This is a genomic window from Mesorhizobium sp. P160927 (assembly GCF_057766385.1).
This window is the reverse complement of record NZ_JBYMDW010000001.1, coordinates 2,733,328-2,756,665: the sequence shown is the minus strand read 5'-3', so window position 1 is coordinate 2,756,665 and position 23,338 is coordinate 2,733,328. Positions and strand designations below refer to the sequence as shown.

General features: G+C 63.1%; 24 protein-coding genes. 11 read left to right on the top strand and 13 right to left on the bottom strand.

The window, feature by feature from the left end:
* Positions 1 to 3 precede the first annotated feature (3 nt).
* Both AC3CB8_RS13290 and AC3CB8_RS13285 read right to left on the bottom strand, forming a co-directional pair.
* Complete coding sequence (locus tag AC3CB8_RS13290; RefSeq protein ID WP_023771192.1) at positions 4 to 843, bottom strand: amidohydrolase family protein; 840 nt, start codon at positions 841 to 843, stop codon at positions 4 to 6.
* 64 nt (positions 844 to 907) lie between these two features.
* Positions 908 to 1,693, bottom strand: a complete 786-nt coding sequence (locus AC3CB8_RS13285) for an IclR family transcriptional regulator (RefSeq protein WP_023771193.1) — start codon at positions 1,691 to 1,693, stop codon at positions 908 to 910.
* A 157-nt stretch (positions 1,694 to 1,850) separates the two neighbouring features.
* On the opposite strand from AC3CB8_RS13285, the gene AC3CB8_RS13280 reads away from it, so the two are divergent.
* The 8 genes from AC3CB8_RS13280 to AC3CB8_RS13245 all read left to right on the top strand — a co-directional run bounded on the left by AC3CB8_RS13280 (position 1,851) and on the right by AC3CB8_RS13245 (position 9,136).
* On the top strand, positions 1,851 to 3,170 hold the full coding sequence (locus tag AC3CB8_RS13280; RefSeq protein ID WP_023771194.1) for an ABC transporter substrate-binding protein: 1,320 nt from the start codon (positions 1,851 to 1,853) through the stop codon (positions 3,168 to 3,170).
* A 126-nt stretch (positions 3,171 to 3,296) separates the two neighbouring features.
* The gene (locus AC3CB8_RS13275) at positions 3,297 to 4,193 is read left to right on the top strand and encodes a carbohydrate ABC transporter permease (RefSeq protein WP_023771195.1); all 897 of its coding nucleotides are present in this window, start codon (positions 3,297 to 3,299) and stop codon (positions 4,191 to 4,193) included.
* A gap of 2 nt (positions 4,194 to 4,195) precedes the next feature.
* Entirely contained in the window at positions 4,196 to 5,062 is an 867-nt protein-coding gene (locus AC3CB8_RS13270) for a carbohydrate ABC transporter permease (RefSeq protein ID WP_023782328.1), read from the top strand.
* Between the two features lie 4 nt (positions 5,063 to 5,066).
* Positions 5,067 to 6,164 (top strand): ABC transporter ATP-binding protein, encoded by a 1,098-nt coding sequence (locus AC3CB8_RS13265; protein WP_023771197.1) that lies wholly within the window; start codon positions 5,067 to 5,069, stop codon positions 6,162 to 6,164.
* Positions 6,165 to 6,169: 5 nt separating this feature from the next.
* The gene (locus AC3CB8_RS13260) at positions 6,170 to 7,282 is read left to right on the top strand and encodes a mandelate racemase/muconate lactonizing enzyme family protein (RefSeq protein ID WP_023771198.1); all 1,113 of its coding nucleotides are present in this window, start codon (positions 6,170 to 6,172) and stop codon (positions 7,280 to 7,282) included.
* Positions 7,283 to 7,291: 9 nt separating this feature from the next.
* Positions 7,292 to 7,621: an L-rhamnose mutarotase gene (locus AC3CB8_RS13255; RefSeq protein WP_023782331.1), complete on the top strand. Its 330-nt coding sequence runs from the start codon at positions 7,292 to 7,294 to the stop codon at positions 7,619 to 7,621.
* Complete coding sequence (locus AC3CB8_RS13250) at positions 7,614 to 8,690, top strand: Gfo/Idh/MocA family protein (protein WP_023794673.1); 1,077 nt, start codon at positions 7,614 to 7,616, stop codon at positions 8,688 to 8,690. The genes AC3CB8_RS13255 and AC3CB8_RS13250 overlap by 8 nt, the downstream gene beginning before the upstream one ends.
* Positions 8,687 to 9,136 carry a MaoC/PaaZ C-terminal domain-containing protein gene (locus AC3CB8_RS13245; RefSeq protein WP_031240523.1) on the top strand — a complete coding sequence of 150 codons (450 nt, stop codon included), beginning with the start codon at positions 8,687 to 8,689 and terminating at the stop codon, positions 9,134 to 9,136. The genes AC3CB8_RS13250 and AC3CB8_RS13245 overlap by 4 nt, the downstream gene beginning before the upstream one ends.
* Here AC3CB8_RS13245 and AC3CB8_RS13240 read toward each other — a convergent pair.
* The 11 genes from AC3CB8_RS13240 to ehuR all read right to left on the bottom strand — a co-directional run bounded on the left by AC3CB8_RS13240 (position 9,109) and on the right by ehuR (position 19,728).
* The gene (locus AC3CB8_RS13240; protein ID WP_352562941.1) at positions 9,109 to 9,402 is read right to left on the bottom strand and encodes a hypothetical protein; all 294 of its coding nucleotides are present in this window, start codon (positions 9,400 to 9,402) and stop codon (positions 9,109 to 9,111) included. The genes AC3CB8_RS13245 and AC3CB8_RS13240 overlap by 28 nt on opposite strands.
* Positions 9,403 to 9,778: 376 nt before the next feature.
* Positions 9,779 to 10,780, bottom strand: a complete 1,002-nt coding sequence (gene doeB / locus AC3CB8_RS13235) for a N(2)-acetyl-L-2,4-diaminobutanoate deacetylase DoeB (RefSeq protein ID WP_352562940.1) — start codon at positions 10,778 to 10,780, stop codon at positions 9,779 to 9,781.
* A gap of 5 nt (positions 10,781 to 10,785) precedes the next feature.
* The gene (gene doeA / locus AC3CB8_RS13230) at positions 10,786 to 11,964 is read right to left on the bottom strand and encodes an ectoine hydrolase DoeA (protein ID WP_352550272.1); all 1,179 of its coding nucleotides are present in this window, start codon (positions 11,962 to 11,964) and stop codon (positions 10,786 to 10,788) included.
* Between the two features lie 136 nt (positions 11,965 to 12,100).
* On the bottom strand, positions 12,101 to 13,093 hold the full coding sequence (gene eutC, locus AC3CB8_RS13225; RefSeq protein WP_352550273.1) for an ectoine utilization protein EutC: 993 nt from the start codon (positions 13,091 to 13,093) through the stop codon (positions 12,101 to 12,103).
* Entirely contained in the window at positions 13,090 to 14,082 is a 993-nt protein-coding gene (gene eutB / locus AC3CB8_RS13220; protein WP_352595149.1) for a hydroxyectoine utilization dehydratase EutB, read from the bottom strand. Before eutB ends, eutC begins: the two co-directional genes overlap by 4 nt.
* Positions 14,083 to 14,087: 5 nt before the next feature.
* Positions 14,088 to 14,867: an ectoine utilization protein EutA gene (gene eutA, locus AC3CB8_RS13215; RefSeq protein ID WP_352562938.1), complete on the bottom strand. Its 780-nt coding sequence runs from the start codon at positions 14,865 to 14,867 to the stop codon at positions 14,088 to 14,090.
* A gap of 3 nt (positions 14,868 to 14,870) precedes the next feature.
* Positions 14,871 to 15,530, bottom strand: a complete 660-nt coding sequence (ehuD, locus tag AC3CB8_RS13210) for an ectoine/hydroxyectoine ABC transporter permease subunit EhuD (protein ID WP_015319077.1) — start codon at positions 15,528 to 15,530, stop codon at positions 14,871 to 14,873.
* A gap of 34 nt (positions 15,531 to 15,564) precedes the next feature.
* Entirely contained in the window at positions 15,565 to 16,224 is a 660-nt protein-coding gene (gene ehuC / locus AC3CB8_RS13205) for an ectoine/hydroxyectoine ABC transporter permease subunit EhuC (RefSeq protein WP_352550275.1), read from the bottom strand.
* Positions 16,225 to 16,426: 202 nt separating this feature from the next.
* Complete coding sequence (gene ehuB / locus AC3CB8_RS13200) at positions 16,427 to 17,278, bottom strand: ectoine/hydroxyectoine ABC transporter substrate-binding protein EhuB (protein ID WP_352562937.1); 852 nt, start codon at positions 17,276 to 17,278, stop codon at positions 16,427 to 16,429.
* Between the two features lie 91 nt (positions 17,279 to 17,369).
* The gene (ehuA, locus tag AC3CB8_RS13195) at positions 17,370 to 18,161 is read right to left on the bottom strand and encodes an ectoine/hydroxyectoine ABC transporter ATP-binding protein EhuA (RefSeq protein ID WP_023782341.1); all 792 of its coding nucleotides are present in this window, start codon (positions 18,159 to 18,161) and stop codon (positions 17,370 to 17,372) included.
* Positions 18,162 to 18,342: 181 nt separating this feature from the next.
* Positions 18,343 to 19,728, bottom strand: a complete 1,386-nt coding sequence (gene ehuR / locus AC3CB8_RS13190) for a MocR-like ectoine utilization transcription factor EhuR (RefSeq protein WP_023782342.1) — start codon at positions 19,726 to 19,728, stop codon at positions 18,343 to 18,345.
* An 83-nt stretch (positions 19,729 to 19,811) separates the two neighbouring features.
* Here ehuR and AC3CB8_RS13185 point away from each other — a divergent pair, with 83 nt between their 5' ends.
* The 3 genes from AC3CB8_RS13185 to AC3CB8_RS13175 all read left to right on the top strand — a co-directional run bounded on the left by AC3CB8_RS13185 (position 19,812) and on the right by AC3CB8_RS13175 (position 23,337).
* The gene (locus tag AC3CB8_RS13185; RefSeq protein WP_023782343.1) at positions 19,812 to 20,303 is read left to right on the top strand and encodes an Lrp/AsnC family transcriptional regulator; all 492 of its coding nucleotides are present in this window, start codon (positions 19,812 to 19,814) and stop codon (positions 20,301 to 20,303) included.
* A 129-nt stretch (positions 20,304 to 20,432) separates the two neighbouring features.
* Positions 20,433 to 21,923 carry an NAD-dependent succinate-semialdehyde dehydrogenase gene (locus AC3CB8_RS13180; RefSeq protein ID WP_023771211.1) on the top strand — a complete coding sequence of 497 codons (1,491 nt, stop codon included), beginning with the start codon at positions 20,433 to 20,435 and terminating at the stop codon, positions 21,921 to 21,923.
* A gap of 34 nt (positions 21,924 to 21,957) precedes the next feature.
* Positions 21,958 to 23,337, top strand: a complete 1,380-nt coding sequence (locus tag AC3CB8_RS13175) for an aspartate aminotransferase family protein (RefSeq protein ID WP_023771212.1) — start codon at positions 21,958 to 21,960, stop codon at positions 23,335 to 23,337.
* The last annotated feature ends 1 nt before the right edge of the window (position 23,338 follow it).

Genomic DNA, 23,338 nt, shown 5'->3' with positions numbered 1-23,338 from the left:
TCGCTATTTCAACCGCCATAGCCTGCGGGCATTATCCGACAACAGCCCGTCACGCTCCGAAACGCTGCAACCCGAAAGCAGCGCATGGGTCGCCGCCACCCAGGTCGAGAGACCGCCTCCAAGTGTGCAGACCGGCCAGTCGCTGCCCCAGACGACACGGTCCCAGCCGAATGAATTGATGGTGTGTTCGACGTAAGGCCGCAGCGTATCGACAGTCCAATTGGCGGGGTCGGCATAGGCGACCACGCCGGAAATCTTGGCCATCACGTTCGGGCGCCGTGCGATCTCGCTCATGTGTTCGCGCCAGGGGTGCTCGGCTCCGCCCTTGATGTCGGGAACGCCGCAGTGGTCGAGGACGAACTGGACGTCGGGCGCAAGGTCGGCGAGCGCGATCGCTTTCGGAATCTGGTGCGGCAGCACCACGAGATCGAAGGTCAGGCCGGTGCCACCAAGCCGCTTGATGTTGTCACGGAACAGTGCGCCTTCGGATAGCTCGTCCGGGACGACGTGAAGGACGCGGCGGAACCCTTTGACGAAGGGGTTTGTCCGCTGGCGTGCGAGATAAGCGGCAAAGTCAGCGCCTTCGGGACGGCAGGATGCTATCGCCCCAGAGAGCATGCTGCCCGCTTGCCGCGACAGGCCCTCGATACGGGCGGTTTCCGCCTCGATGTCGGCCGGGTCGACATCGACCTCCATGTGCAGCACGCGTTCGATACCGGCGCGCTTTGCCTCCGTGGCGTATTCCTCATAGGAGAAATCGCGGTTCAGTGCCGGTACGCCGGCAAGCCAGGGGTACTGAAGCGCCGAGCGATCGATGAGATGCAAATGGGTGTCGATGATCATGGCGGGCTCCTCCTGCAGCTTTTTTCGATCCTCTCACGGAGGAATTCTTCATTCAAATAAGAATTTATGCCGATGATCCGACGGCCGACCCAGCCAGGTGAGACAGCTTCTCGCAGGTTGCCAGCAGCAACTCGATGGTCCGTGTGATGTCGGGTGCCGAGGGCGCGTTGACGACGGTTATGTAGGGGATCGACAGCGCCGCTATGGCCTTGCCGTCGGACCCGCGCACCGGAGCGGAAAGGTTGAAGACACCCGCGGTCTGCATGGAAGCCATCATCTCGTAGCCGCGGTCGCGGATCTGGTCGAGACGGGCGAAGAACTCGGCCGGCTGCGCGGTCTTGTCGGTGCTGCGGACGTGCTCCGAGATCATCATCTGCCGCTCTTCCGGTGAACGGAAGGCGAGCAGGACATGGCCTGAACCGGTGTCGAACAGGCTGATGTGGGACCCGACCCGGATCGAAATCCCCCAGTAGTTCGGCGCCTCCTGCTGGCCTATCACCACGGCGGAACCGCGATCAAAAACAACGAGTTGGTTGGCCTGCTGCGAGGTCTCGGCCAGCTCCCGCATCAGCGGCGTCGCATAGGAAACCAGCCGCCGCACCGGCGCGTGCAATTGTGCCAGGCCAAACAGCTTGAGCGTCAGCGAATAGCGGTCGCCATCGAGCCGCGTGACGTAGCCGCGCCGCACCAGCCGGTCGAGCATGCGGTAGAATTCATTGGGGCTGCGGTCGAGCTTCTTGGCGATTTCCGCCTGGGTCAGGCCACCGTCCACGCCCGCTAGAAGCTCAAGGATGTCAAGCCCCTTGTCGAGCGCCGGTGCGCGATAACGCTCATCTTCACTGTCGTCCATGGCTCGTCCCTCCAGTGAATTCGTCTCTTCATATACGCAGGAACACAGCCTATGGAAATAAATTTCGCCTTGACGTACGGGTGAATGTTTTGTTTGTATATGAATGTAGCACTTCTTGTCACGTGACGAGTTGCGGGCGCACCCAGGGAGGATACCAATGAACAGACTGCTTTCCGGCGTATGCGCCGGCGCATTGATGCTTGCGTCAGGCGCAGGCACCGCCCTTGCCGGCGACCTGCCCGGCAAGTTCGACGGCGTTACCGTCGACGTGAAGCTGATCGGCGGCCAGCAATATGAAAAGCTCTACGAGCGCATTCCCGAATGGGAGAAGGCGACAGGCGCCAAGGTCAACATCCTGACCAAGAAGAACGGCTTCGACATCGACAAGGAATTGAAGTCCGACATCGCCTCGGGCAGCACCAGCTGGTGCGTCGGCTGGAATCATTCCTCCTTCGCGCCGCAATACACCGGCCTCTACACCGACCTCAGCAAGCTCCTGCCGAAGTCGGAGATCGACGCCTTCGTGCCGTCGACGATCAAGGCGGCAACCATCGACGGCAAGCTGGAAATGCTGCCGCGTGCGCAGTTCGACGTATCGGCGCTTTACTACCAGAAGAGCCTGTACGAGAACGCCGACAATAAGACCAAGTTCAAGGCCAAATACGGCTATGATCTGGTGCCGCCGGACACCTGGAAGGAAGTCACCGACCAGGCTGAGTTCTTCGCCAACCCGCCGAATTTCTACGGCACGCAGTTTGCCGGCAAGGAAGAGGCGATCAACGGCCGCTTCTACGAAATGGTCGTCGCCGAGGGCGGCGAATATCTCGACAAGGACGGCAAGCCGGTCTTCAATTCCGAAGCCGGCATCCGGGCGCTCGACTGGTTCGTCAACCTCTACAAGGCCAAGGCCGTGCCGGCCGGAACCACCAACTACCTCTGGGACGATCTCGGCCAAGGCTTTGCCTCGGGCACCGTCGCCATCAATCTGGACTGGCCGGGCTGGGCCGGCTTCTTCAACGATCCGAAATCGTCCAAGGTCGCGGGCAATGTCGGCGTCAAGGTCGCGCCGAAAGGCTCCGCCGGAGTGCGCACCGGCTGGTCGGGATTCCATGGCTTTTCGGTGACCGAGAACTGCCCGAACAAGGAGGCAGCGGCATCGCTCGTATGGTGGCTGACCAACGAGGACAGCCAGAAGCTCGAGGCCACCGCCGGGCCGCTGCCGACGCGCACCGCGGTCTGGGATTGGGACCTGCAGCAAGCCGCCAACGACCCTTACAAGAAGGAGGTTCTGTCGGCTTTCCAGGAGGAAGCCAAGCACGCCTTTGCCGTGCCGCAGACGCCTGAGTGGATCGAGATCTCGAACGCCGTCTATCCCGAGTTGCAGGCCGCGATCCTCGGCGACAAGACCTCCAAGCAGGCACTGGACGAAGCCGCCGCCAAGGCGAAGCAGATCCTGCAGGACGCCGGCAAACTGTAAGCATTGCTCACAAGATTGCCTCCCCCATCGTGAAATGAGGGAGGCGATCGCCTTTTGCCGGCGTTGCCCGTTTCATCATGTCGGGCCTCGGCCCAAAATCTGAATGCCAGATACCAGAGGAGCCCGATGAAGGGCCGCAAGCCATCCGCGCCGTTACTGCTGCTGCTTCCGGCCATCGTCGTTCTGGCGGCGGTCGTCGTGGTGCCACTGCTTCTGTCGCTCTATTCAAGCTTCACCCCGTTCCGCCTGACCAAGCCCGAGACGTTCTTCGTCTTCATCGGCCTCAGGAATTACCTGTCGATCCTGGCCAACACCGATTTCTGGTGGGCATTCGGCCGTACCGTTCTGTTGCTGACGATCGCGCTCAATCTTGAAATGCTGCTTGGCCTTGGTCTCGCCATGCTGGTTGAGAAGGCGACGCGCGGCCAGCGCATCCTGCGCACGCTGATGATGTTTCCGATGATGTTCTCGCCGATCCTCGTCGGCTTCCAGTTCAAGTTCATGTTCAACGACAATATCGGCCTGGTGAACAATGCGCTGCAGTCGCTTGGCATCACCAGCGACGCCATCCCGTGGCTGATCGAGGGCCACCTCGCCTTCATCGCCATCTCGATTGCCGAGATCTGGTCGTCGACGGCGATCTTCGCCATCCTGATCCTCGCCGGGCTGCTCGCCATGCCCAAGGAGCCGATCGAGGCGGCGCGCGTCGATGGCTGCACGCCGTGGCAGACATTCCGCTATGTGACCTGGCCGTTCGTCATGCCCTTCGCCTACATCGCCATGACCATCCGCTCGCTCGACGTGGCGCGTGCCTATGACATCGTCAAGATCATGACCGATGGCGGGCCGGCCGGCCGCACCGAGCTTTTGTGGACTCTGGTGGCCCGCACCGCCTACAGCGACGGGCGCATGGGCATGGCCAACGCCATGGCCTACTTCTCGATCCTGCTGTCGATCGCCTTCACCGTCTATTTCTTTAACAAGCTCGCGGCGGCGCGCACGCAAATCGGCGCGGAGTGGTGAAGATGGACGAGAATTCTTCCGCCCGCCTAAAGCGCAGGCTGCTTGATATCGTCTATCGCATCGGCCTGCTCCTGGCGATGCTGACCATCTGCCTGCCGGGCCTGTGGATCGTGCTATCGTCGCTGCGGCCGACCGTCGAGATCATGGCCAAGCCGCCGGTGTGGATCCCGCAGGACATTTCGTTCGACGCCTATGTCGCGATGTTCTCAGGCATCGGCAAGGGCGGCATCCCTGTCATCGAATATTTCCGCAATTCGCTGATCATCTCTGTGACTTCGACGGTTATCGCGGTCGCCATCGGCATGGCGGGCGGCTATGCCTTCGCGCGCTACCGTTTTCGCGGCAAGTCGAGCGTCTTCCTCGGCCTGATGCTGACGCGCACGGTGCCTGGCATCGCGCTGTCGCTGCCACTGTTCTTCCTCTATGTGCGGCTCGGCATAATCGACACGCATTTCGGGCTCATCCTCGCCTATGTCGCGCTCAACGTGCCGTTCACCATCTGGCTGATCGACGGCTTCTTCCGCCAAGTGCCGAAGGATCTCGCGGAGGCGGCACAAATCGACGGCTGCACGCGCTGGCAGGCCTTTTGGCAGGTCGAGTTCCCGCTCGCCGGACCAGGTATCGCATCGGCCGCGATCTTCGCCTTCCTGACTTGTTGGAACGAGTTCGCGCTGGCCTCCCAACTGACCCGCTCGGTCAGCGCCAAGACGCTGCCGGTCGGCCTGCTCGACTACACGGCCGAGTTCACCATCGACTGGCGCGGCATGTGCGCGCTCGCCGTGGTGATGATCATTCCGGCGCTCACCCTCACTTTCATCGTCCAGAAGCACCTTGTCGGCGGCCTGACCTCCGGCGCGGTGAAAGGCTGATCTCATGGCAACGGTTTCCCTCAAAGAGCTGACCAAGCGCTACGGCAATATGGAGATCGTGCATGGCATCGACCTCGATATCACCGACCGCGAATTCATCGCGCTGGTCGGCCCTTCCGGCTGCGGCAAGTCGACAACCCTGCGCATGATCGCCGGGCTGGAAGAGATCAGCGCCGGTTCGATCGAGATTGGCGGGCGCGTCGTCAACGATTTGCCGCCGCGTTCGCGCAACATCTCGATGGTGTTCCAGTCCTACGCGCTCTACCCGCATATGACCGTGCGCGAAAATCTTGGCTTCTCCTTGAAGATCGCCGGCGCCGCCAAGGACGACATGGATCGCCGCGTCGCCGAGGCCTCGGCCATCCTCGGGCTGGATGCTTTGCTCGACCGTCGGCCATCGCAACTGTCCGGCGGCCAGCGCCAACGCGTCGCCATGGGTCGTGCCATCGTGCGCGACCCCGATGTCTTCCTGTTCGACGAGCCGCTCTCCAACCTCGATGCCAAGTTGCGCACGCAGATGCGCACCGAGATCAAGAAGCTGCATGCCAAGGTGCAATCGACGGTGATCTACGTCACCCACGATCAGGTCGAGGCGATGACGCTTGCCGACCGTATCGTCATCATGCGCGACGGCCATATCGAACAGGTTGGCACCCCAGATGAAGTGTTCCGCCGGCCGGCGACGCGCTTCGTTGCCGGCTTCATCGGCTCACCGCCGATGAATTTGCACGAGGCGACGGTCGACGACGGCCAGCTGGTTTTCGCCAGCGGCGCCAAGCTGCCCCTGCCCGGTCAGTTCAAGGCCAATGTCGCTGTCGGCGACAAGGTCGCGTTCGGGCTGCGGCCAGACGACATCTATCCGACCGGCCATGGTATCAGTTCCGGCGGCGCGGCCGACGTGCATCAGATCGAACTGCCGATCACCGTCACCGAACCGCTCGGCAACGAGACGTTGGTGTTCGTCGAGTTCAACGGTAGTGACTGGGTGTCTCGCATGCTGAACCCCAGGTCGCTGAAGCCAGGCGAGCGCGTCGCCATGAGCCTCGACCTGTCGCAGGCACATCTGTTTGCCGCTGAGACCGGAAAGACATTGCGGAGCTGACCGACATGGCCAAGATCGAAAAGATAGAATTGCGCATGGTCGACCTTGTGCCCAAGGTCAAGCGCACCGACGCGATCCAGAGCTTCGTCAGCCAAGAGACGCCAATCGTCACCATCACCGATTCCGACGGCGCGGTCGGAACCGGTTACAGCTACACGATCGGCACCGGCGGCTCGTCGGTGATGCGGCTCCTGTCCGACCATCTGGCACCGCGCCTGATCAGCCGGGATCCTGATATGATCGAGGCGATCTGGCACGATCTCGAATTCGCCTCCCACGCCACCACTATCGGCGCCATCACGGCAATCGCCATCGCGGCGATCGACACTGCGCTCTGGGACCTCAGGGCGAAGAAACAGAACCTGCCGCTATGGAAGCTCGCCGGCGGCGCCAAGGACCGCTGCCCGCTCTACACGACCGAAGGCGGCTGGCTGCACATCGAGACGCAGGCGCTGGTCGACGATGCGGTGGCCGCCAAGGCCAAGGGGTTTCGCGGCTCGAAGGTGAAGATCGGCAGGCCGCATGGCTCTGAGGACCTCGCGCGGCTCTCGGCGGTGCGCAAGGCAGTGGGCGACGGCTACGAGATCATGACTGACGCCAATCAGGGTTTCTCCGTCGACGAGGCGATCCGGCGTGCGGCGAGGCTTCGAGAACTCGATCTCGCCTGGATCGAGGAGCCGCTGCCGGCCGACGACATGGACGGGCATGTCAGGCTGTCGAATTCGACGCCGACGCCGATCGCCATCGGCGAGTCGCTCTATTCCGTCAGGCACTTTCGCGAATACATGCAGAAAGGGGCCTGCTCGATCGTGCAGGTCGATGTCGGCCGCATCGGCGGCATCACGCCCTGGCTCAAGATCGCCCATGCGGCGGAGGCCTTCGACATTCCGGTCTGCCCGCATTTCCTGATGGAATTGCATGTCAGCCTGACCTGCGCTGTTCAGAACGGCAGGTATGTCGAGTACATTCCGCAACTCGACCAATTGACCGGCAAGCGCATGCGCATCGAGGATGGGCATGCGCTGGCGCCCGACGAGCCCGGTATCGGCATCGATTGGGACTGGGACGCGGTCAAGGCCATGAGCATCGCCGAATTCACCACGGCGATCACGACATAAGGAGCTGATATGCAGCGGATGGGATTTGTACTCGGGCTGAAGCCGGAGAAGGTCGAGGACTATGTTCGTCTCCATGCCGCCGTCTGGCCTGACGTGCTGACCATGATTTCGGCATGCAACATCAAGAACTATTCCATTTACCTGAAGCGGCCGGAAAACCTGCTGTTCAGCACCTTCGAATACCACGGCGCCGACTACGAGGCTGACATGGCCAAGATGGCGGCCGATCCGAGGACGCAGGAATGGTGGGCCGTCTGCATACCTTGCCAGGAGCCGCTGGCGACCCGCAAAGAGGGTGAATGGTGGGCTTCGATGGACGAGGTCTTCCACCATGACTGATGCCGGTTTCGACCCTGCCTCACTCGTCCAGGCCTGGGCCAAACCCTCACAACCCCGACCGATCGTCACTTTCGGTGCAGGGTCGATTGTCGGCGACGCGCATTTCCCCGCCTACCGAAAAGCGGGGTTTCCGATCGCCGGTCTTTACGATCCGCACCAGGCCAAGGCGCAGGCCCTGGCCGATAAATGGGACGTGACGGCGTTCCGCTCGATGGAAGAAGCCGCTGGAATTAAGGACGCGATCTTCGATCTGGCAACGCCACCGGGGCGGCACGCCGATATCCTGAAGGCTCTGCCCGACGATGCGGTCGCCCTGATCCAGAAGCCAATGGGCAACTATCTCGGCGAGGCAAGCGAAATCCTCGGAATCTGCCGCGCCAAGAAGCTCAAGGCGGCGGTGAATTTCCAGCTCCGTTTCGCGCCGATGATGCTGGCGCTGAAGGACGCCATCGCCAAGGGCTGGCTCGGCGAGGTCGTCGACTTCGATGCCTGGCTGGCGCTGGCGACGCCTTGGCAGTTGTGGGAATTCCTGCTCAAGGCGCCGCGTGTCGAGATCGCCATGCACTCGATCCACTATCTCGACCTGATCCGGCAGTTGCTCGGCGACCCCAAGGGCGTGCATGCCAAGACGCTCGGCCATCCCAGTCATTCCGTGGCGCAGACGCGCACCAGCGCCATTCTCGACTATGGCGACACGGTGCGGTGCGCCCTGTCGATCAACCACGACCACAAGTTCGGGCGCCGGCATCAGGCCTGCGAGTTCCGCATCTGCGGCACCGAGGGCGCCGCCTATCTCAAGCTCGGTCTCAATCTCGATTATCCCCGGGGCGAGGCGGACATTCTGGAAATCTATCCGAAAGGCGGGTCGGACTGGATCGCGGTGCCCTTGACCGGCGAGTGGTTTCCCGACGCCTTTGTCGGGCGCATGGCAAATGTCCAGCGCTTTGCATCCGGCGAAGACGCCGAACTGATCAGTTCGGTCGAGGACGCATGGAACACAATGGCGCTGGTGGAAGCCGCCTATCGTTCGAGTGCGGCGCCGGCGACGCCGATCGCGGAAAGGCCCTGATGGAACAGATCAAGTATTTCGAGGACTACGAGATCGGCTCGACGCGGCTGACCAGCGGCCGCACGATTACCGAGACCGACTTCATCGTCCATGCCGGTCACACCGGCGATTTCTTCCCGCACCACATGGACGCCGAGTTCATGAAGACAACACCGTTCGGCCAGCGCATCGCGCATGGCACGCTGGTGTTCTCGGTCGGCATCGGGCTGACGGCAACGGTCATCAATCCCGTCGCTTTTTCCTATGGCTACGACCGGCTGCGGTTTATCAAGCCCGTGTTCATAGGCGACACGATCCGCACACGCACAACCATCGCGGCCAAGGAGGACGACCCCAAGCGACCGGGTTCCGGACGCGTGATCGAGCGCTGCGAAGTGATCAACCAGCGCGGCGAGGTGGTGCTGGCGGCCGACCACATCTACATCGTCGAACGCCAGCCGGCCTGACGCAATGTCCGCCATGCGCCGGTAGCGCGCTTGGTGATGCGCTCCAGACCGAGCAGCAGGACCAGCATTGCCGCCACCAGGATCTTGGTGAGTGCCGCCCCGGCAAAGATGTCGCCGCGATCGGTCAGCGAGAAAATCGACACCGGCAGCGCCTGCTCGGCCTCTTTAAGCTTGCCACTGGACAGTGCGGGAACAGACCGCCGGAGGGCCTCGCATTCAAGCAGTTCGCGGACCGCGTAGATTTCGGCGATTTCGGCGCCGTCCATCCCAGCAGCATGCGCGACCTTCGTGGGATAAATGGAAAGAATGCCTTCCACCTACAATTGGCGAAGCGCGTCCCGGATGGGCATGCGGCTGAAACCAAACTGCCCGGCCGGGTCATCCTGGCGCAATGTGGTGCCGTCCCTCAGAGATCCAGGCTGGCAATGGCCTCTCGCAGGACATTGGCGACCTGTTCCGCCACAGCATGCGGTTTCTCGATCAGGCCTTCCGTGAATCCGCGCAATCGAAGCTCCTGTATCGGTGAGCCTCGGCCTAATGGAAAACCATCGAGGATATAAGTATCCCGTGTGCGAGAACGGTTTGATCTCGAGCAGAAGAGTGGGCCCGCCCGGCATGGTCCCGGGCAGGAAATCATATTAGTCAATCGACCTTCACGGCGACCACAGCGGCGCAGTCGCCAGCCTTGACCAAGCCTGGAAAATGCCGCGCCGCCAGCATCCCCGACATTTTGGCCCGGATTTCCCGCGGCGCAACGCCGGTGCGGCCGGTGGAATGGATGCGGGCCAGCACCGCGCCTTCTTCGACAGGTTCGCCGAGATCGACCATGGTTTCGATCATGCCGTCGTCCTCGGCGAAGGAGAAGCAATCGCCCGACGGCATGTCGAGCCACTGTGTTCTGCCCGTCTCGACCGCACCATCGACAATGCCGGCATGACGCAGAACATTGAGGATGCCGCGCCGTGCGATCCGCACGGTTTGCGCCCGCGAGGTGCCGCCGCCGCCCAGTTCCGTGCTGACGAAGACCTTGCCCATTTCCTCGGCCGTCGTGTCGTACATGCCGACCGAGTCGATCTCGATCATGCGCATCGAGAATGGTGCCGAGAATGCCGCCACCGCATCGAAGGCTTTCTGTTCCAGCGCCTTGTCGGGCAAGGTGTGTGCGGCGCAGAACGGCACGAAGTCGAGCGTCCTGCCACCGGAATGGAAGTCGAAGACGATGTCGGCGCGGGGGAGCAGTTCGCGCTGGAAATAATCCGCGATCTTCTGCGTCACCGTGCCGTCGGGCCGACCGGGAAAGCTGCGGTTCATGTTGCCCTTGTCGATCGGCGAGGTGCGCGTGCCGGCTCGAAAAGCGGGATAGTTCATCGCCGGCACGATGATCACGGTGCCGCTGACCTGGCTGGGATCGAGCGTGCGGGCGAGCTCGTATAGCGCCAGCGGCCCTTCATACTCGTCGCCATGATTGCCGCCGGTCAGCAGCGCCGCCGGCCCTGTGCCGTTGCGGATGACACAGATCGGGATCATCACCGAGCCCCAGGCCGAATCGTCACGGCTGTAGGGCAAGCGCAGGAAACCATGCTGGACGCCGTCACGATCGAAATCGACGGTCGGCGCGACCGGCGACGGGCGAAGACTTGACATCGGGCTCAATCCTTCACCACCAGCTTGCGCGGCACATTGGCCAGGCACTCCACACCGGTTTCGGTGATCAGGATGGATTCGGTGATCTCCAGCCCCATCGTCTCCAGCCACAGGCCGGTCATGAAATGGAAGGTCATGCCGGGCTTGAGTTCGGTGCGATCGCCGGGGCGCAGGCTCATCGTGCGCTCGCCCCAGTCCGGCGGATAGGAAAGCCCGATCGAATAGCCGGTGCGGTTGTCCTTGACGATCCCGTATTTCTTCAACACGGCGAAGAAGGCATTGGCGATGTCCTCGCAGGCGTTACCCGGCTTTGCGGCGGCAAGGCCGGCTTCCATGCCTTCCAGCGTTGCGTTCTCGGCATCGAGGAATTCCTGCGTCGGCTTGCCGAGGAAGACGGTGCGCGACAATGGGCAATGGTACCTGTTGTAGCAGCCGGCGATCTCGAAGAAAGTGCCCTCGCCCGACTTCATCGGTTTATCGTCCCAGGTCAGGTGCGGCGCGGAGGCGTCGGCGCCCGAGGGCAGCAGGGGCACGATCGCGGGGTAGTCACCGCCAATGCCGTCGACGCCGCGCGTACCGGCATCGTAGATCTCGGCGACGAGATCGTTCTTGCGCATGCCAACTTCGATCTTGTCGACGATGCGCTGGTGCATCGCCTCGACGATGCGAGCGGCCTTGCGCATGTAGTCGATCTCGGTTGGGCTCTTCACCGCGCGCTGCCAGTTGACCAGCGCGGTGGCATCGACAAAGCGGGCGTTGGGCAGATGCTTCTGCAGCGAGGCGAAGGCGGCGGCGGAGAACCAGTAATTGTCCATCTCGACGCCGACGGTGAGCTTGCCCCAGCCGCGATCGGTCAGCACACTCGACAGGAAATCCATCGGGTGGCGCTCGGTCGACTGCACATAGTGGTCGGCATAGCCGACGATGTTGCCATCGGCGAGGTAGGCGGTGCGCTTGGCGCCGTTGGCGTCCTGTCCACGGCCATACCAGACCGGCTCGCCCGATGGCGGCACGATGACCGCCTGGTGGACGTAGAAGGACCAGCCGTCATAGCCGGTCAGCCAGGCCATGTTGGAGGGATCGCTGACGATCAAAAGATCGACGCCTTTTGCCTCCATGGCTTTCCGCGTCTTGGCGAGGCGTTCCGCATATTCGCTTCGCGAGAATTTCAGGTTCGGCTGCATTTTGTTGGTCCTCGTTTGTTGGGGCTGGAGCCCGTTTCAACTCCGTTGAATCTGGCTCCAAGGAATTTTGTTGATTGAGCATGATCTGCGGGGAAAACCGGTTGCCATTTTCCGGATCATGCTCCCGCGGCCGGCGTCAGCTTTCGAAGATCGTTCCGGCTTTCGCGGCCAGTGCACGGTCGCGGGCGAGCGTGGCGATCGCTGTATCCTGCACGCCCGTGCCGGTCAGATCGGCAATGGTAATGTCGCCGGCCGAGCGCCGGCCGTGCCTCGCGCCGGCGATGATCTGGCCGAGCTCGGTCACCTCCACGTCTCCAGCCATCACGCCCGCCGCGATGGCATGGTGCAATTCGCCCAGGCGCCGCGTCTGTCTCGCGCTATCGGCGACATAGAGATCGGCCATGCGTAGTATCGCCGGCGCTATCTCGTTCTTGTGCTCGGCGTCCGAACCCATGGCGGTGATGTGCTGGCCGGCCGAGACAAACCCTGCCTTGATCAGCGGTTCGGTCGACGGTGTGGTCGTGACGATGATGTCGGCACCGGCAACAGCGTCGGCTGCGTCAGTCTCGGCGCGTACGTCGATGCCAAGCCTTTCGCGTAAGGCGACCGCGGTCACTTCGGCCTTGGCGCCATCGCGCGCCCAGATGCGGGCCTGCGTGATCGGCCGCACCAGCATCAGCGCTTGCAGTTGCAGCCCGGCCTGGACGCCGGCGCCGAAGATCGAGGCGACCGACGAGTCCGGCCGCGACAGATGCTTGGCCGCGACGGCTCCCGCAGCAGCGGTGCGAACATCGGTGAGATAGCCGTTGTCGAGCAGCAAGGCCTCGACCAACCCTGTCTTCGACGACAGCAGCACCATCATCCCGTTGACGCTGGGCAGGCCAAGTTTGGGATTGTCGAAGAAGCCGGGGCTGATCTTGATGGCGAAGCCATCGATACCAGGCACATAGGCGGTCTTGACATCAACCTCGCCGCGATGCTGCGGGATATCGAGCCGCAGGATCGGCGGCATCGCCACCGGCAGCGTGGCGAGCGCGCGAAAAGCGTTCTCGATGCAGGCGACGGCGTCGAGATCGAGCGTCACGATTGTGCGCAGTTGAGCTTCGGTGAGGATGGTCATCCTGCTCATGCGGCGCGCTCCGAAATCGCTGGCATTTCCCCGCAGACGATTTTCCTGTGCAGTTGCATGTCGATGTTGCGGCCGGAAAGCACAACCACTACCGGCCCCTCCGCCTTGACCTTGCCGGCGAGCAGCGCCGCGATGCCTACCGCACCGGCCCCCTCGACGATCTCGCGTTCCTGTTCATAGGCGTGGCGAATGCCGGCAGCGATTTCGTCCTCGCTGAGCAGGACGACATCGTCGAGCAGGTTACGGCACATGGCGAAAGTCAGCCGGGTGTCGAGGCCGATGCCGCCGCCGAGCGAATCCGCCAGCGTCGGCAGTTCCTCGACCAGCACGGGGCGGCCCGCATCGAGGCTGGCCTTCATTGCCGCCCCGCGCGCCATCGACACGCCGACGACTCTTGTTCCGGGACGGATGCCCTTGACGGCGGCCGCCACACCCGAGGCCAACCCACCTCCGGACAGTTGCACCAGCACCAGAGCGGCATCCGGGACCTGCTCCATCACCTCCAGCCCGAGCGTGCCTTGACCGGCAATGATGGCCGGATGATCGAAGGGTGGCAGCATGACAAGCCCCTCCTCCGTCACCAGCCGCTCGACCTCCTGCTGGGCATCGTCCTGGCTGTTGCCGACGATACGGATTTCCGCGCCGAGGCGGCGGATTTCGTCCAGCTTGTTCTTGGGTACCAGTCGAGACATGCAGATCACAGCACGCATGCCCTCGAGCTTTGCCGCATGCGCAAGCGCACGGCCATGATTGCCGGTCGATGCCGCGACGACGCCGCGCGCCTTCTCCTCGGCATCAAGCGAAGCGACGGCGTTGGAAGCGCCGCGCAGCTTGAAGCTGCCGGTGGTCTGGCGGTGCTCGAGCTTGAGTTGAACCGGAACGCCCAGCCCTTCGGAGAGACTTGCAGAAAGCACGATCGAGGTGCGCTCGATCTTGCCGGCAATTCGCTCGCGCGCGGCACGGATATCGCCAAGGGTCACGGTCGCCATGGTCGTCAACCGCCCGGCAAGGGCAGCGTCATCAGACGGCCGAATTCGGGATGGGCTGTTTCATCACCGGAAAGGCGCAGACAGTTCCAGGCGGTCGCCTGGTTGCTAGTTACCACCGGGCGGCCGATCGCCTGTTCCATGCCGGTGACCGCGAGCGCGCCGCGCAGCGCCGTGCACGACACGAACAGCGCGTCGGCTTGCGGATGCGTCGCCTGACGCGCGAGATCGACGAGGGCTGCCGGGGAAATGCGCGCCATCTCGCGGTCGTCCTCGAAGCCGAGACAGGTGAAGCTTAGGACTTCGAAGCCACGTTCGGCGAAATAGGTCGCCATCGGCCTGGAGGTTTCGACGGTATAGGGCGTGAGGATGCTGATCCGGCGCACGCCGAAGGCGTTCAGCCCGCGCATGCCAGCCATCGGAGGAGTGACAACGGGTATACCGGGTTTGGCGGCCTGGATCGCCGTCTCGATCTCGGCATCGCCAATCACCACCGAGGCCGACGTGCAGGAGTAGCAGATGGCGTCGAGCGGCTCGTCTGGCAGGATCAAGGCAGCGCCCGCCGTCAGCGCCGGCTGCATCTTGCGCAGGTTCTCAGGCGTCGTCGGGTTGGCGTAGGGAATGCGCGCGACATAGACGCCGATGCGTTCGCTCGCCACCATGCGGCGAAAATCCGGCTCGGTCGTGTGGTCGGTGGCCAGGATGATCAGCCCGACACGCCGCTCCAGCGGACGCTCATCGAGCGCTGGCCGGCCGGGCACAAGCTTGATCTCGGACAAGGGCTTCATCTTTTATCTTTCGATCTTGCCGTAGCGGCGTTCCAGCCAGCGCAGCAGCACGACCGAAATCAGGCTGATGGCGAGGAAGAAGGCGCCGACCAGCGTGATCGGCTCAAGGTAGCGATAGTAGGTGTTGGCGACGCTTTTCGCCTGGTTCATCAGTTCCAGCACTGTGATCGCCGAGAGCAGCGGCGTCTCCTTGAACATGGCGATGAAGTAGTTGGCCAGCGCCGGGATCATCGGCGGAATAGCCTGCGGGATGATGATGTGGGACCAGGTCTGCCGCGCGCTGAGGTTGCACGCCTTGGCGGCCTCCCACTGACCACGCGGCACATTGTCGATGCCGGCGCGGTAGACCTCCGCGGTGTAGGTGCCGTAGTGCAGGCCAAGTCCGATGACGCCAGCGACCAGGGGCGGCAATAGAATGCCGATGTCGGGCAAGACGTAGAAGATGAAATAGAGCTGCACCAGGAGCGGTGTGCCGCGGATGAATTCGGCCACCCAACCGACGGTGCGCGACAGCGCCTTGTTGGGCGAGCGGCGCGCCAGCGCGATGCCCAGACCGACGATCGCGGCCAGCACCGAGCCGAGCAGCGTCGCCAGGATGGTGATCTTCACCCCCTGGATCAGCGTCGGCAGGATCTGCCGGACAAAGTCCCAGTCCCAATCCATCAGCGGACCCAATTCATCAGGAATGCTCTGGCCATCAGACGCGCACTCCGTCGAGGCCGCGGGCCATGCGGCGTTCCAGCGAGCGGACACCCCATGAGATGAGCAGCGCCAGGATGAAATAGAGGATGAGAATGGTGGTGAACGGCACCATGGTGTTGCCGGTCTGGGCACGCACCACCTGCGCCTGGAACGTCAGGTCGGCGAGCGAGATCAGCGAGACCACCGATGTCGCCTTGAGCAGCTCGATGGCATTGTTGCCGAAGGTCGGCAGCATCACCAGAAACGCCTGCGGCAGGATGACGTGGCGCATGCCTTGCCAACGGCCGAGATTGAGCGCGATGCAGGCCTCATGCTGTTCGCGGCCGATCGACTGCACGGCGCCGCGCACCACCTCGGCTGCATAGGCGCCCACATTCAAGCCCAGCGCCAACACACCGGCCTGCAGTGGAGTCAGTTCGAAGCCCACCAGCGGCAACACGAAATAGGCGAAGAACAGCTGCACGAAGATCGAGGTGCCGCGGAAAAACTCGATATAGGCCGTGGCCAGGGCCCGTAGCACGAAGAAGCGCGACAGGCGCCCCATGCCGGCGAGAAAGGCCATGATCAGGGCGAGCACCGACCCCATCAGCGTCAGCTCGATGGTGACAAGCGCTCCCTGCAATATCAGGCCGAAATAGCCGGACCACTGGGTCATGGATTAGAAGTTTCCCTACATTGATCGCCAGGCGGACGAGGGGCGGAGCCAATTCTCGGCGCAGCCCCTCCTAGTGCCATGACGACAGCCCTTCGCTGTCGCTTCGGGCGTTCGTTATTCGAAAAAGCCAAGCAATTGGCTTTTCGTCCGCTGAGCGGACCACGCCTCACCCCCGTGAACGGGGAGAAGGAAAAGAGAGCCCCTATTTCGCAGCGCAGAGCTTGTCGCGCGTGGTCGACATAGCCGCCGCCGCCGAGAAGCCGTAGGGCTCGATGATCTTTGCGAACTCACCTGACTTCTTCATCTTGGCGAGTTCGACGTCGAAGGCGTCACGCAACGCCTCGTCGCCCTTCTTGAAGGCGGCGCCGTCACAATAGACCGGCGCGCCCTGCACCGGGGCGATGACTTCGAGGTTCGGATCGGCGGCCTTCTTCATCAGGTCGTTGATCGAAAGCACAGGCAGCGAATAGGCGTCGATGCGGCCGTCCTGCACCATCTTCAGGCCGCTCTGGCCGTCCGGCACGACGATGACGCGTTCGCGTGGCACGCCGGCATTGAGCGCAAGCTTCTCCTCGGTGCCGCCGCCCGGCGCGCCGATGGTGGCGGACGTGTCCTTGGCGACATCCTCGTAGCTCTTGAAGCCTTTCGGATTGCCCTTCTTCACCAGCATCGCCTCGGCGTCGCATAGAACCGGCTCGGAATAGGCAACCGCAGCGCAACGCTCCGGCTTCATGAACAGGCCCGCGGTGACGACGTCGAAGCGGCCGGCTTGCAGGCCGGGAATCATGGCGCCATATTCCGAGATCGAGGCAGCGACATCGGCGACGCCCAGTCGCTTGAATATCTCGCGCGCGACGTCGGGCGCGGCACCCGAAACCTTGCCGTCGGCGGCGACAGCCGTATAGGGCGGCTCATTGGCGATCGCCAAGCGTGCGAAGCCTTGCGACTTCAGCTGTTCGAGCTTGCTGTCGTCGGCCGAACCCGGGATCGAGGCGGCCAGAACCGCCGAAAGCGCGAAACCGGCAACGCCGGCCAGAGTGCCCAGTTTCTTCATTGTTCCCAACTCCTTGTTCTTGTCTTGGTTTGCGTGATCTTAGGACGGCTCAACCGCCCATGGGGACGGCATTGCGGCCTTTGGCATGCGGTCAGACACGGTGTCCGGCCGCGATGATCTTCTTCAGGAACCCTTGCGTGCGCTCCTGCTTGGGATTGCGGAAAATCTCGTCGGGTTTGCCTTCCTCGACTATTCTGCCGCGGTCGAAGAACAGCACCCGGTCGGCGAAGTCGTGGGCGAAACCCATCTCATGGGTGACCAGCAGCATGGTCATGTCGGTCTCGGCGCAGAGCCGCCACAAAACGTTGAGCACCTCCTCGACCAGTTCCGGGTCGAGCGCCGACGTCACCTCGTCGAACAGCATGATCTTCGGCTGCAAAGCGAGCGCACGGGCGATCGCCACGCGCTGCTTCTGACCGCCTGACAGTTGCGCCGGCATCGCCTTCGCCTTGTCGGCCATGCCGACCATCTCGAGCAGTTCCATCGCCCGCTTCTGCGCGGCGGCGCGCGGGGTGCCCTTGGTCAGCATCGGCGCCAGGGTCACATTGTCGATGACGCTCTTGTGCGGAAACAGGTTGAACAGCTGGAAGACCATGCCGGTCTTCTGGCGCATCCGCGCCAGATGGCGCTCGTCGGCCGGCAGCAGCTGACCGTTGCGCTCCATGTGGTAGAGTTGCTCGCCGTCGATCTGGATGTGACCGCCGTCGATGCGCTCCAGCGTCATCAGGATACGCAGGATCGTCGTCTTGCCCGAGCCGGAGGGGCCGATCAGCGCCAGCTTCTCACGCGGCATGACCTGCATCGACAGGCCGTCCAAAACCTTGAAGCTGCCAAAGCTCTTCGAGATGCTGTCGACTTTGATGATGGGCGCGGTTGCGGACAAATGAATTTCCCCGTGCTGGAGAAGCCTGGTGCCCCTAACGATGCGGAACGCGTCAAATCATGTCAATTGAGAAAATAATATCATGACAATTATTCTGATTGCGCACATTTCCGGTCAGTCACAGCCCGCTTTTTAGACATGCCTTTGTCTTAGGATGCCTTGGTGTAGTTGAGCGGCATGCTCAGATTGCAAGCAGCAGATGCTCCGGATCGCCAAGCAAGAGCTTGGTGACAACGCCGAGACCTGCGCGCAGTTCCCCCTCGGTGGTCGAACCCAGCGAGATGCGCACCGCCGGATGCCAGGGGGTGTCCGAAATACGGAAGGAGGTGCCCGGTGCAATGGCCACGCCTTGCAGCCGGGCCTGGGCGACAAAGCTTTCCTCGGAACGGTCGGCCGGCAGTTGCAGCCAGATATGCAACCCGTCGCGACGGGCACGGTAGTCGACGCCGGCCAGCACCTCGCCAGCGATGTCCTGCCGCCGCCGCAACGCCGCGCGCTGCCACCGCACCAGCTCCATCGCGGTGCCGTCGGTCACCCATTTGGTGGCGATCTCGGCCACCAGCGGTGTCGCCATCCAGTTCGAGACGAGATGCCGGTTGGCGACGGCGGCAACGTAGCGATCGGGCGCGGCGAGATAGCCGATGCGCAAGCCGGGCACGGTGATCTTGGTGAAGGAGGTGACGTAAAGCGTCCGTTCGGGCGCGAAAGCGGCGACCGGCGGCGGCCGATCCTCGACCAACGGACCCAGCACGTCGTTCTCGATGATGGCGATGTCGTGCTTGCGCGCCACCGCCGCGATCTGCTCGCGGCGCACCGCATCCATGAGCGTTGCCGTGGGATTTATGACGGAAGGCTGCACGAAGACGGCGCGGATGTCGGACTGCCGGCAGGCTTCGTCCAGCGCCTCCGGGATCAGGCCATTGCCGTCGATCGGCAGGCCTTGAAGGTTGAAACCGAGATAGCGCGCCAGCGGCACCAGCGTGTGATGGCCGATCGCCTCGGTGGCAACGGTGGAGCCGGGCGGCGCCACGCTCATCAGCGCCACCGTCATGCCGGCGGTGGCGCCATTGGTGAGGCTGATGTTCTGCGCGGAGGCGTCCAGCCCGCACAGCTTCAGCCATTCGACAGCCACGGCACGGTGGCGCGGGAACACCATGTTTGGCCGGAACGACAGTGCCGAACTCGACGGCAGGTTTTCGGCGAGCCAGCCCAGCGCCTGCTTCATCCGTTCCAGGTGCATCGGCTCGCAGACCGGCTTCAGGATCGACAGGTCGATGACTTCGCCCAGGCGCTCCGGCAGATAAGGCGGCTCCGGTTCGCGGCGCTGCGTCTGCACAAAGCTGCCGCGGCCGATCTCGCCCGAAATCAAGCCGCGCCGGATCAGTTCCTCATAGGCACGGCTTACCGTCTGCACTGAAAGCTTGAGGTCGTCGGCCAAGCGGCGATGGGTTGGCAGCCGCGCGCCGTTGGCGAGGCGGCCGTCGTGGATAGCGCGCGCGAACTGGTCGGCCAACGATTGATAGGCAGGCCGCCGGATGAGCGCGGGATCGGGTTGCCACAATGTCATGACTTATTAGAGATCGAAATCAGTGCAATTGACAATCGAAATAATGGGTAATCATGGTAGTCTGTACTAAAAAGTGGATACCGATGACTGCCGCGAAACTCGACGCGATCGACCTCAAAATCCTCGACGCGATTCAGCGTGATGGACGCATCACCAAGTTGGCGTTGGCCGAGCAGGTCGGGCTGTCGCCAACGCCGTGCTGGATGCGGCTGCGCAAGCTGGAAAAGGCCGGGATTGTCTCGGGCTATCATGCCCGGATCGCCATGCGCGTTGTGGCGCCAGTCGCCACCGTGCTGATGGAGGTGACGCTGGCCAGTCACCGCCAGGCCGATTTCGACCGATTCGAGCGCGCCGTCCGCGATGTTCCCGAAATCGTCGCCTGCTGGTCGGTGGGCGGCGGCGTCGACTATGTGCTGAAGGTGATGGCGCGCGACATCGACGCCTATCAGCGGCTGGTCGACGGCTTGCTCGATCGCGAGATCGGCATCGACCGCTACTTCACCTACATCGTCATCAAGACGGTGAAGGATGATATCGCGCTGCCGATAGCGGACCTGCTGCCGGCGTCGACGTAGGCCGGAGAGATCGACTACCCCCTCGTCGCAATAGAGAGACTCTCTCTACGGCCAAGCGTCCAAACAGCCTCTTTGTCTGCCGGTAATAGGTAGTCTCCCCGCATCAAACCGAACCGGGAGGCTTCGACCATGTCCGCGCATTTCGCCCGCTCGCATCGCCACGAAGCGCTCGACCGGCTGGCCGACCGCCGGCTGCTGCGCGAGCTTGCCTATGTCGACGGCCATTGGACGGCAAGCGAGGCAGCCGAGAGTTTCGAGGTCACCGATCCGGCGACCGGCACCACGGTGGCCTTCGTCGCAGCGCTCGATGCCGGCCAGACGGCAAAAGCCATCGACGCCGCGACGCGCGCCTTTCCGGGCTGGCGGGCGCTGCTGCCGCAGGAGCGCTCGAAAATCCTGCGAAAATGGTTCGAGCTGATCATCGCAGCGAAAAACGACCTCGCTCTGCTGATGACGCTCGAGCAGGGCAAGCCGCTCAAGGAGTCGCTCGGCGAAATCGACTATGCCGCCTCTTTCGTGGAGTGGTATGCCGAGGAAGCAAAACGCCTGAACGCTGAGAACGTCACCAGCCATCTGCCGAACGCGGAAATGATGGTGCGGCGCGAACCAATCGGCGTCGTCGGCGTGGTCACGCCGTGGAATTTTCCTTCGGCGATGCTGACCCGCAAGGCAGCCGCCGCGCTTGCCGCCGGCTGCACCATCGTTGCGCATCCGTCTTCTGAGACGCCACTTTCGGCGCTGGCGCTGGCCGAACTCGGCGAACGCGCCGGACTGCCGGCAGGCGTTTTCAACATCGTCACCGGCAAGGCCGCGACGATCGTTGGACGCATTTGCGAAGATGCGCGCGTGCGCGCCCTGAGTTTTACCGGCTCCACCGAGATCGGCCGGCTGATCGCCGCCCAAAGTGCGCCGACGATGAAGCGGCTGGTGATGGAGCTTGGTGGTCACGCGCCGCTGATCGTCTTTGCCGATGCAGATCTCGACAAAGCGGTGACCATCGCCATCGACGCTAAATTCGCCACATCAGGCCAGGACTGCCTTGCGGCCAACCGCATTTATGTCCAGCGTCCGCTCTATGACCGCTTCTGCGCCGCTTTCGCCAAGCGCATCGAGGCGCTGCGGGCCGGCAATGGCCTCGATGACGTCGACATCGGGCCGCTGATGCATGAGCGCGCCGTCAAGAAGGTCGAGGAACAGGTCGCCGACGCCGTGGCCCTCGGCGCGCGTTGCCTCGCCGGCGGAAAGCGCCATCAGGCCGGACCGCTCTTCTACCAGCCGACGCTGCTGGCCGATGTCGCCGAGGACGCGCTGATCATGCGCGAAGAGACCTTTGGTCCGGTCGCCGCCGTCACGCCTTTCGACAGCGAGGACGAAGTCATCGCACGCGCCAATGCGACCGAATATGGCCTGGTCGCCTATCTGGTGACCGAGAACGGCGCGCGCCAGCAGCGCATGGGCCGCGCGCTCGACTACGGCATGGTCGCCATCAACCGTGTGAAGATCACCGGCGCGCCGATCCCGTTCGGTGGCGTCAAGCAGTCCGGCATCGGCCGCGAAGGTTCGCGCCACGGGCTGGAAGCTTTCACCGACCTCAAATACCTCTGCCTCGATGTGGCGTAGGCTCGCACCCGGATCTCTTTCAAGGAGTTAAAAAATGCTCGACCAATCCAACGAACTCGCCGCATGGGATCGCGACCATTTCTTTCATCCCTCAACGCATATGGGCACCCACGCACGCGGAGAATCGCCGACGCGGATCATGGCCGGCGGTGAAGGCGTCACCGTCTGGGACAACAATGGCAGGAAGAGCATCGATGCGTTCGCCGGCCTCTATTGCGTCAATGTTGGCTATGGCCGCCAGAAGATATCAGATGCCATCGCGACCCAGGCGAAGAACCTCGCCTATTACCACGCCTATGTCGGGCACGGCACCGAGGCCTCGATCACGCTCGCCAAGATGATCATCGACCGCGCGCCGAAGGGCATGTCGAGGGTCTATTTCGGCCTCTCCGGTTCAGATGCCAACGAAACCAACATCAAGCTGATCTGGTACTATAACAATGTGCTGGGGCGGCCGGAGAAGAAGAAGATCATCTCACGCTGGCGCGGCTATCACGGCTCGGGTGTGATGACGGGCTCGCTGACCGGGCTGGACCTGTTTCACAATGCCTTCGACCTGCCGCGCGCGCCGATCCTGCACACCGAGGCGCCCTACTATTTCCGTCGCGCCGACCGCTCGATGAGCGAGGAGCAGTTCTCGCGGCATTGCGCCGACAAGCTCGAGGAGATGATCCTCGCCGAAGGACCTGAAACCGTGGCCGCCTTCATCGGCGAGCCGATTCTCGGCACCGGCGGCATCGTGCCGCCCCCCGCAGGCTACTGGGAAAAGATCCAGGCGGTGCTGAAGAAGTACGACGTGCTCCTGGTCGCCGACGAGGTGGTGACCGGCTTCGGCCGACTGGGCACCATGTTCGGCTCCGACCATTATGGCATCAAGCCCGACCTGATCACCATCGCCAAGGGCCTGACCTCGGCCTATGCGCCGCTGTCGGGCGTCATCGTCGCCGACAAGATGTGGCAGGTGCTGGTGCAAGGCTCCGACAAGCTCGGCTCGCTCGGCCATGGCTGGACCTATTCGGCGCATCCGATCTGCGTTGCCGCCGGCGTCGCCAATCTTGAACTGATCGATGAGATGGACCTGGTGCGGAATGCCGGCGAGACCGGCGCTTATTTCCGTGCCGAACTGGCCAAGGCCGTTGGAGGTCACAAACATGTCGGCGAGGTGCGTGGCGACGGCATGCTGGCGGCGGTGGAATTCGTCAAAGACCGCGACGACCGCGTCTTCTTCGATGCTTCGCTGAAGATCGGACCGCAAATTGCCACGGCCCTTGCCGCGAGCGGCGTCATCGGCCGCGCCATGCCGCAGGGCGACATCCTCGGCTTTGCGCCGCCGCTGTGCCTGACCCGCGACGAAGCCGACATCGTGGTGGCCAAGACCGCCGATGCCGTGAACAGCGTATTTGCCAATCTCTGAG

Bases quoted from the DNA above. Each gene is read 5' to 3' on its own strand.
- eutB (WP_352595149.1), bottom strand. From the start codon at position 14,082: ATGGCGACCGTGACCCTTGGCGATATCCGTGCCGCGCGCGAGCGAATT.
- eutC (WP_352550273.1), bottom strand. From the start codon at position 13,093: ATGAGCAGGATGACCATCCTCACCGAAGCTCAACTGCGCACAATCGTG.
- AC3CB8_RS13275 (WP_023771195.1), top strand. From the start codon at position 3,297: ATGAAGGGCCGCAAGCCATCCGCGCCGTTACTGCTGCTGCTTCCGGCC.
- AC3CB8_RS13270 (WP_023782328.1), top strand. From the start codon at position 4,196: ATGGACGAGAATTCTTCCGCCCGCCTAAAGCGCAGGCTGCTTGATATC.
- AC3CB8_RS13280 (WP_023771194.1), top strand. From the start codon at position 1,851: ATGAACAGACTGCTTTCCGGCGTATGCGCCGGCGCATTGATGCTTGCG.
- AC3CB8_RS13180 (WP_023771211.1), top strand. From the start codon at position 20,433: ATGTCCGCGCATTTCGCCCGCTCGCATCGCCACGAAGCGCTCGACCGG.
- AC3CB8_RS13175 (WP_023771212.1), top strand. From the start codon at position 21,958: ATGCTCGACCAATCCAACGAACTCGCCGCATGGGATCGCGACCATTTC.
- doeB (WP_352562940.1), bottom strand. From the start codon at position 10,780: ATGTCAAGTCTTCGCCCGTCGCCGGTCGCGCCGACCGTCGATTTCGAT.
- AC3CB8_RS13185 (WP_023782343.1), top strand. From the start codon at position 19,812: ATGACTGCCGCGAAACTCGACGCGATCGACCTCAAAATCCTCGACGCG.
- ehuC (WP_352550275.1), bottom strand. From the start codon at position 16,224: ATGACCCAGTGGTCCGGCTATTTCGGCCTGATATTGCAGGGAGCGCTT.
- ehuR (WP_023782342.1), bottom strand. From the start codon at position 19,728: ATGACATTGTGGCAACCCGATCCCGCGCTCATCCGGCGGCCTGCCTAT.
- ehuB (WP_352562937.1), bottom strand. From the start codon at position 17,278: ATGAAGAAACTGGGCACTCTGGCCGGCGTTGCCGGTTTCGCGCTTTCG.
- doeA (WP_352550272.1), bottom strand. From the start codon at position 11,964: ATGCAGCCGAACCTGAAATTCTCGCGAAGCGAATATGCGGAACGCCTC.
- AC3CB8_RS13250 (WP_023794673.1), top strand. From the start codon at position 7,614: ATGACTGATGCCGGTTTCGACCCTGCCTCACTCGTCCAGGCCTGGGCC.
- AC3CB8_RS13255 (WP_023782331.1), top strand. From the start codon at position 7,292: ATGCAGCGGATGGGATTTGTACTCGGGCTGAAGCCGGAGAAGGTCGAG.
- ehuD (WP_015319077.1), bottom strand. From the start codon at position 15,530: ATGGATTGGGACTGGGACTTTGTCCGGCAGATCCTGCCGACGCTGATC.
- eutA (WP_352562938.1), bottom strand. From the start codon at position 14,867: ATGAAGCCCTTGTCCGAGATCAAGCTTGTGCCCGGCCGGCCAGCGCTC.
- AC3CB8_RS13265 (WP_023771197.1), top strand. From the start codon at position 5,067: ATGGCAACGGTTTCCCTCAAAGAGCTGACCAAGCGCTACGGCAATATG.
- AC3CB8_RS13240 (WP_352562941.1), bottom strand. From the start codon at position 9,402: ATGGACGGCGCCGAAATCGCCGAAATCTACGCGGTCCGCGAACTGCTT.
- AC3CB8_RS13260 (WP_023771198.1), top strand. From the start codon at position 6,170: ATGGCCAAGATCGAAAAGATAGAATTGCGCATGGTCGACCTTGTGCCC.
- AC3CB8_RS13285 (WP_023771193.1), bottom strand. From the start codon at position 1,693: ATGGACGACAGTGAAGATGAGCGTTATCGCGCACCGGCGCTCGACAAG.
- AC3CB8_RS13290 (WP_023771192.1), bottom strand. From the start codon at position 843: ATGATCATCGACACCCATTTGCATCTCATCGATCGCTCGGCGCTTCAG.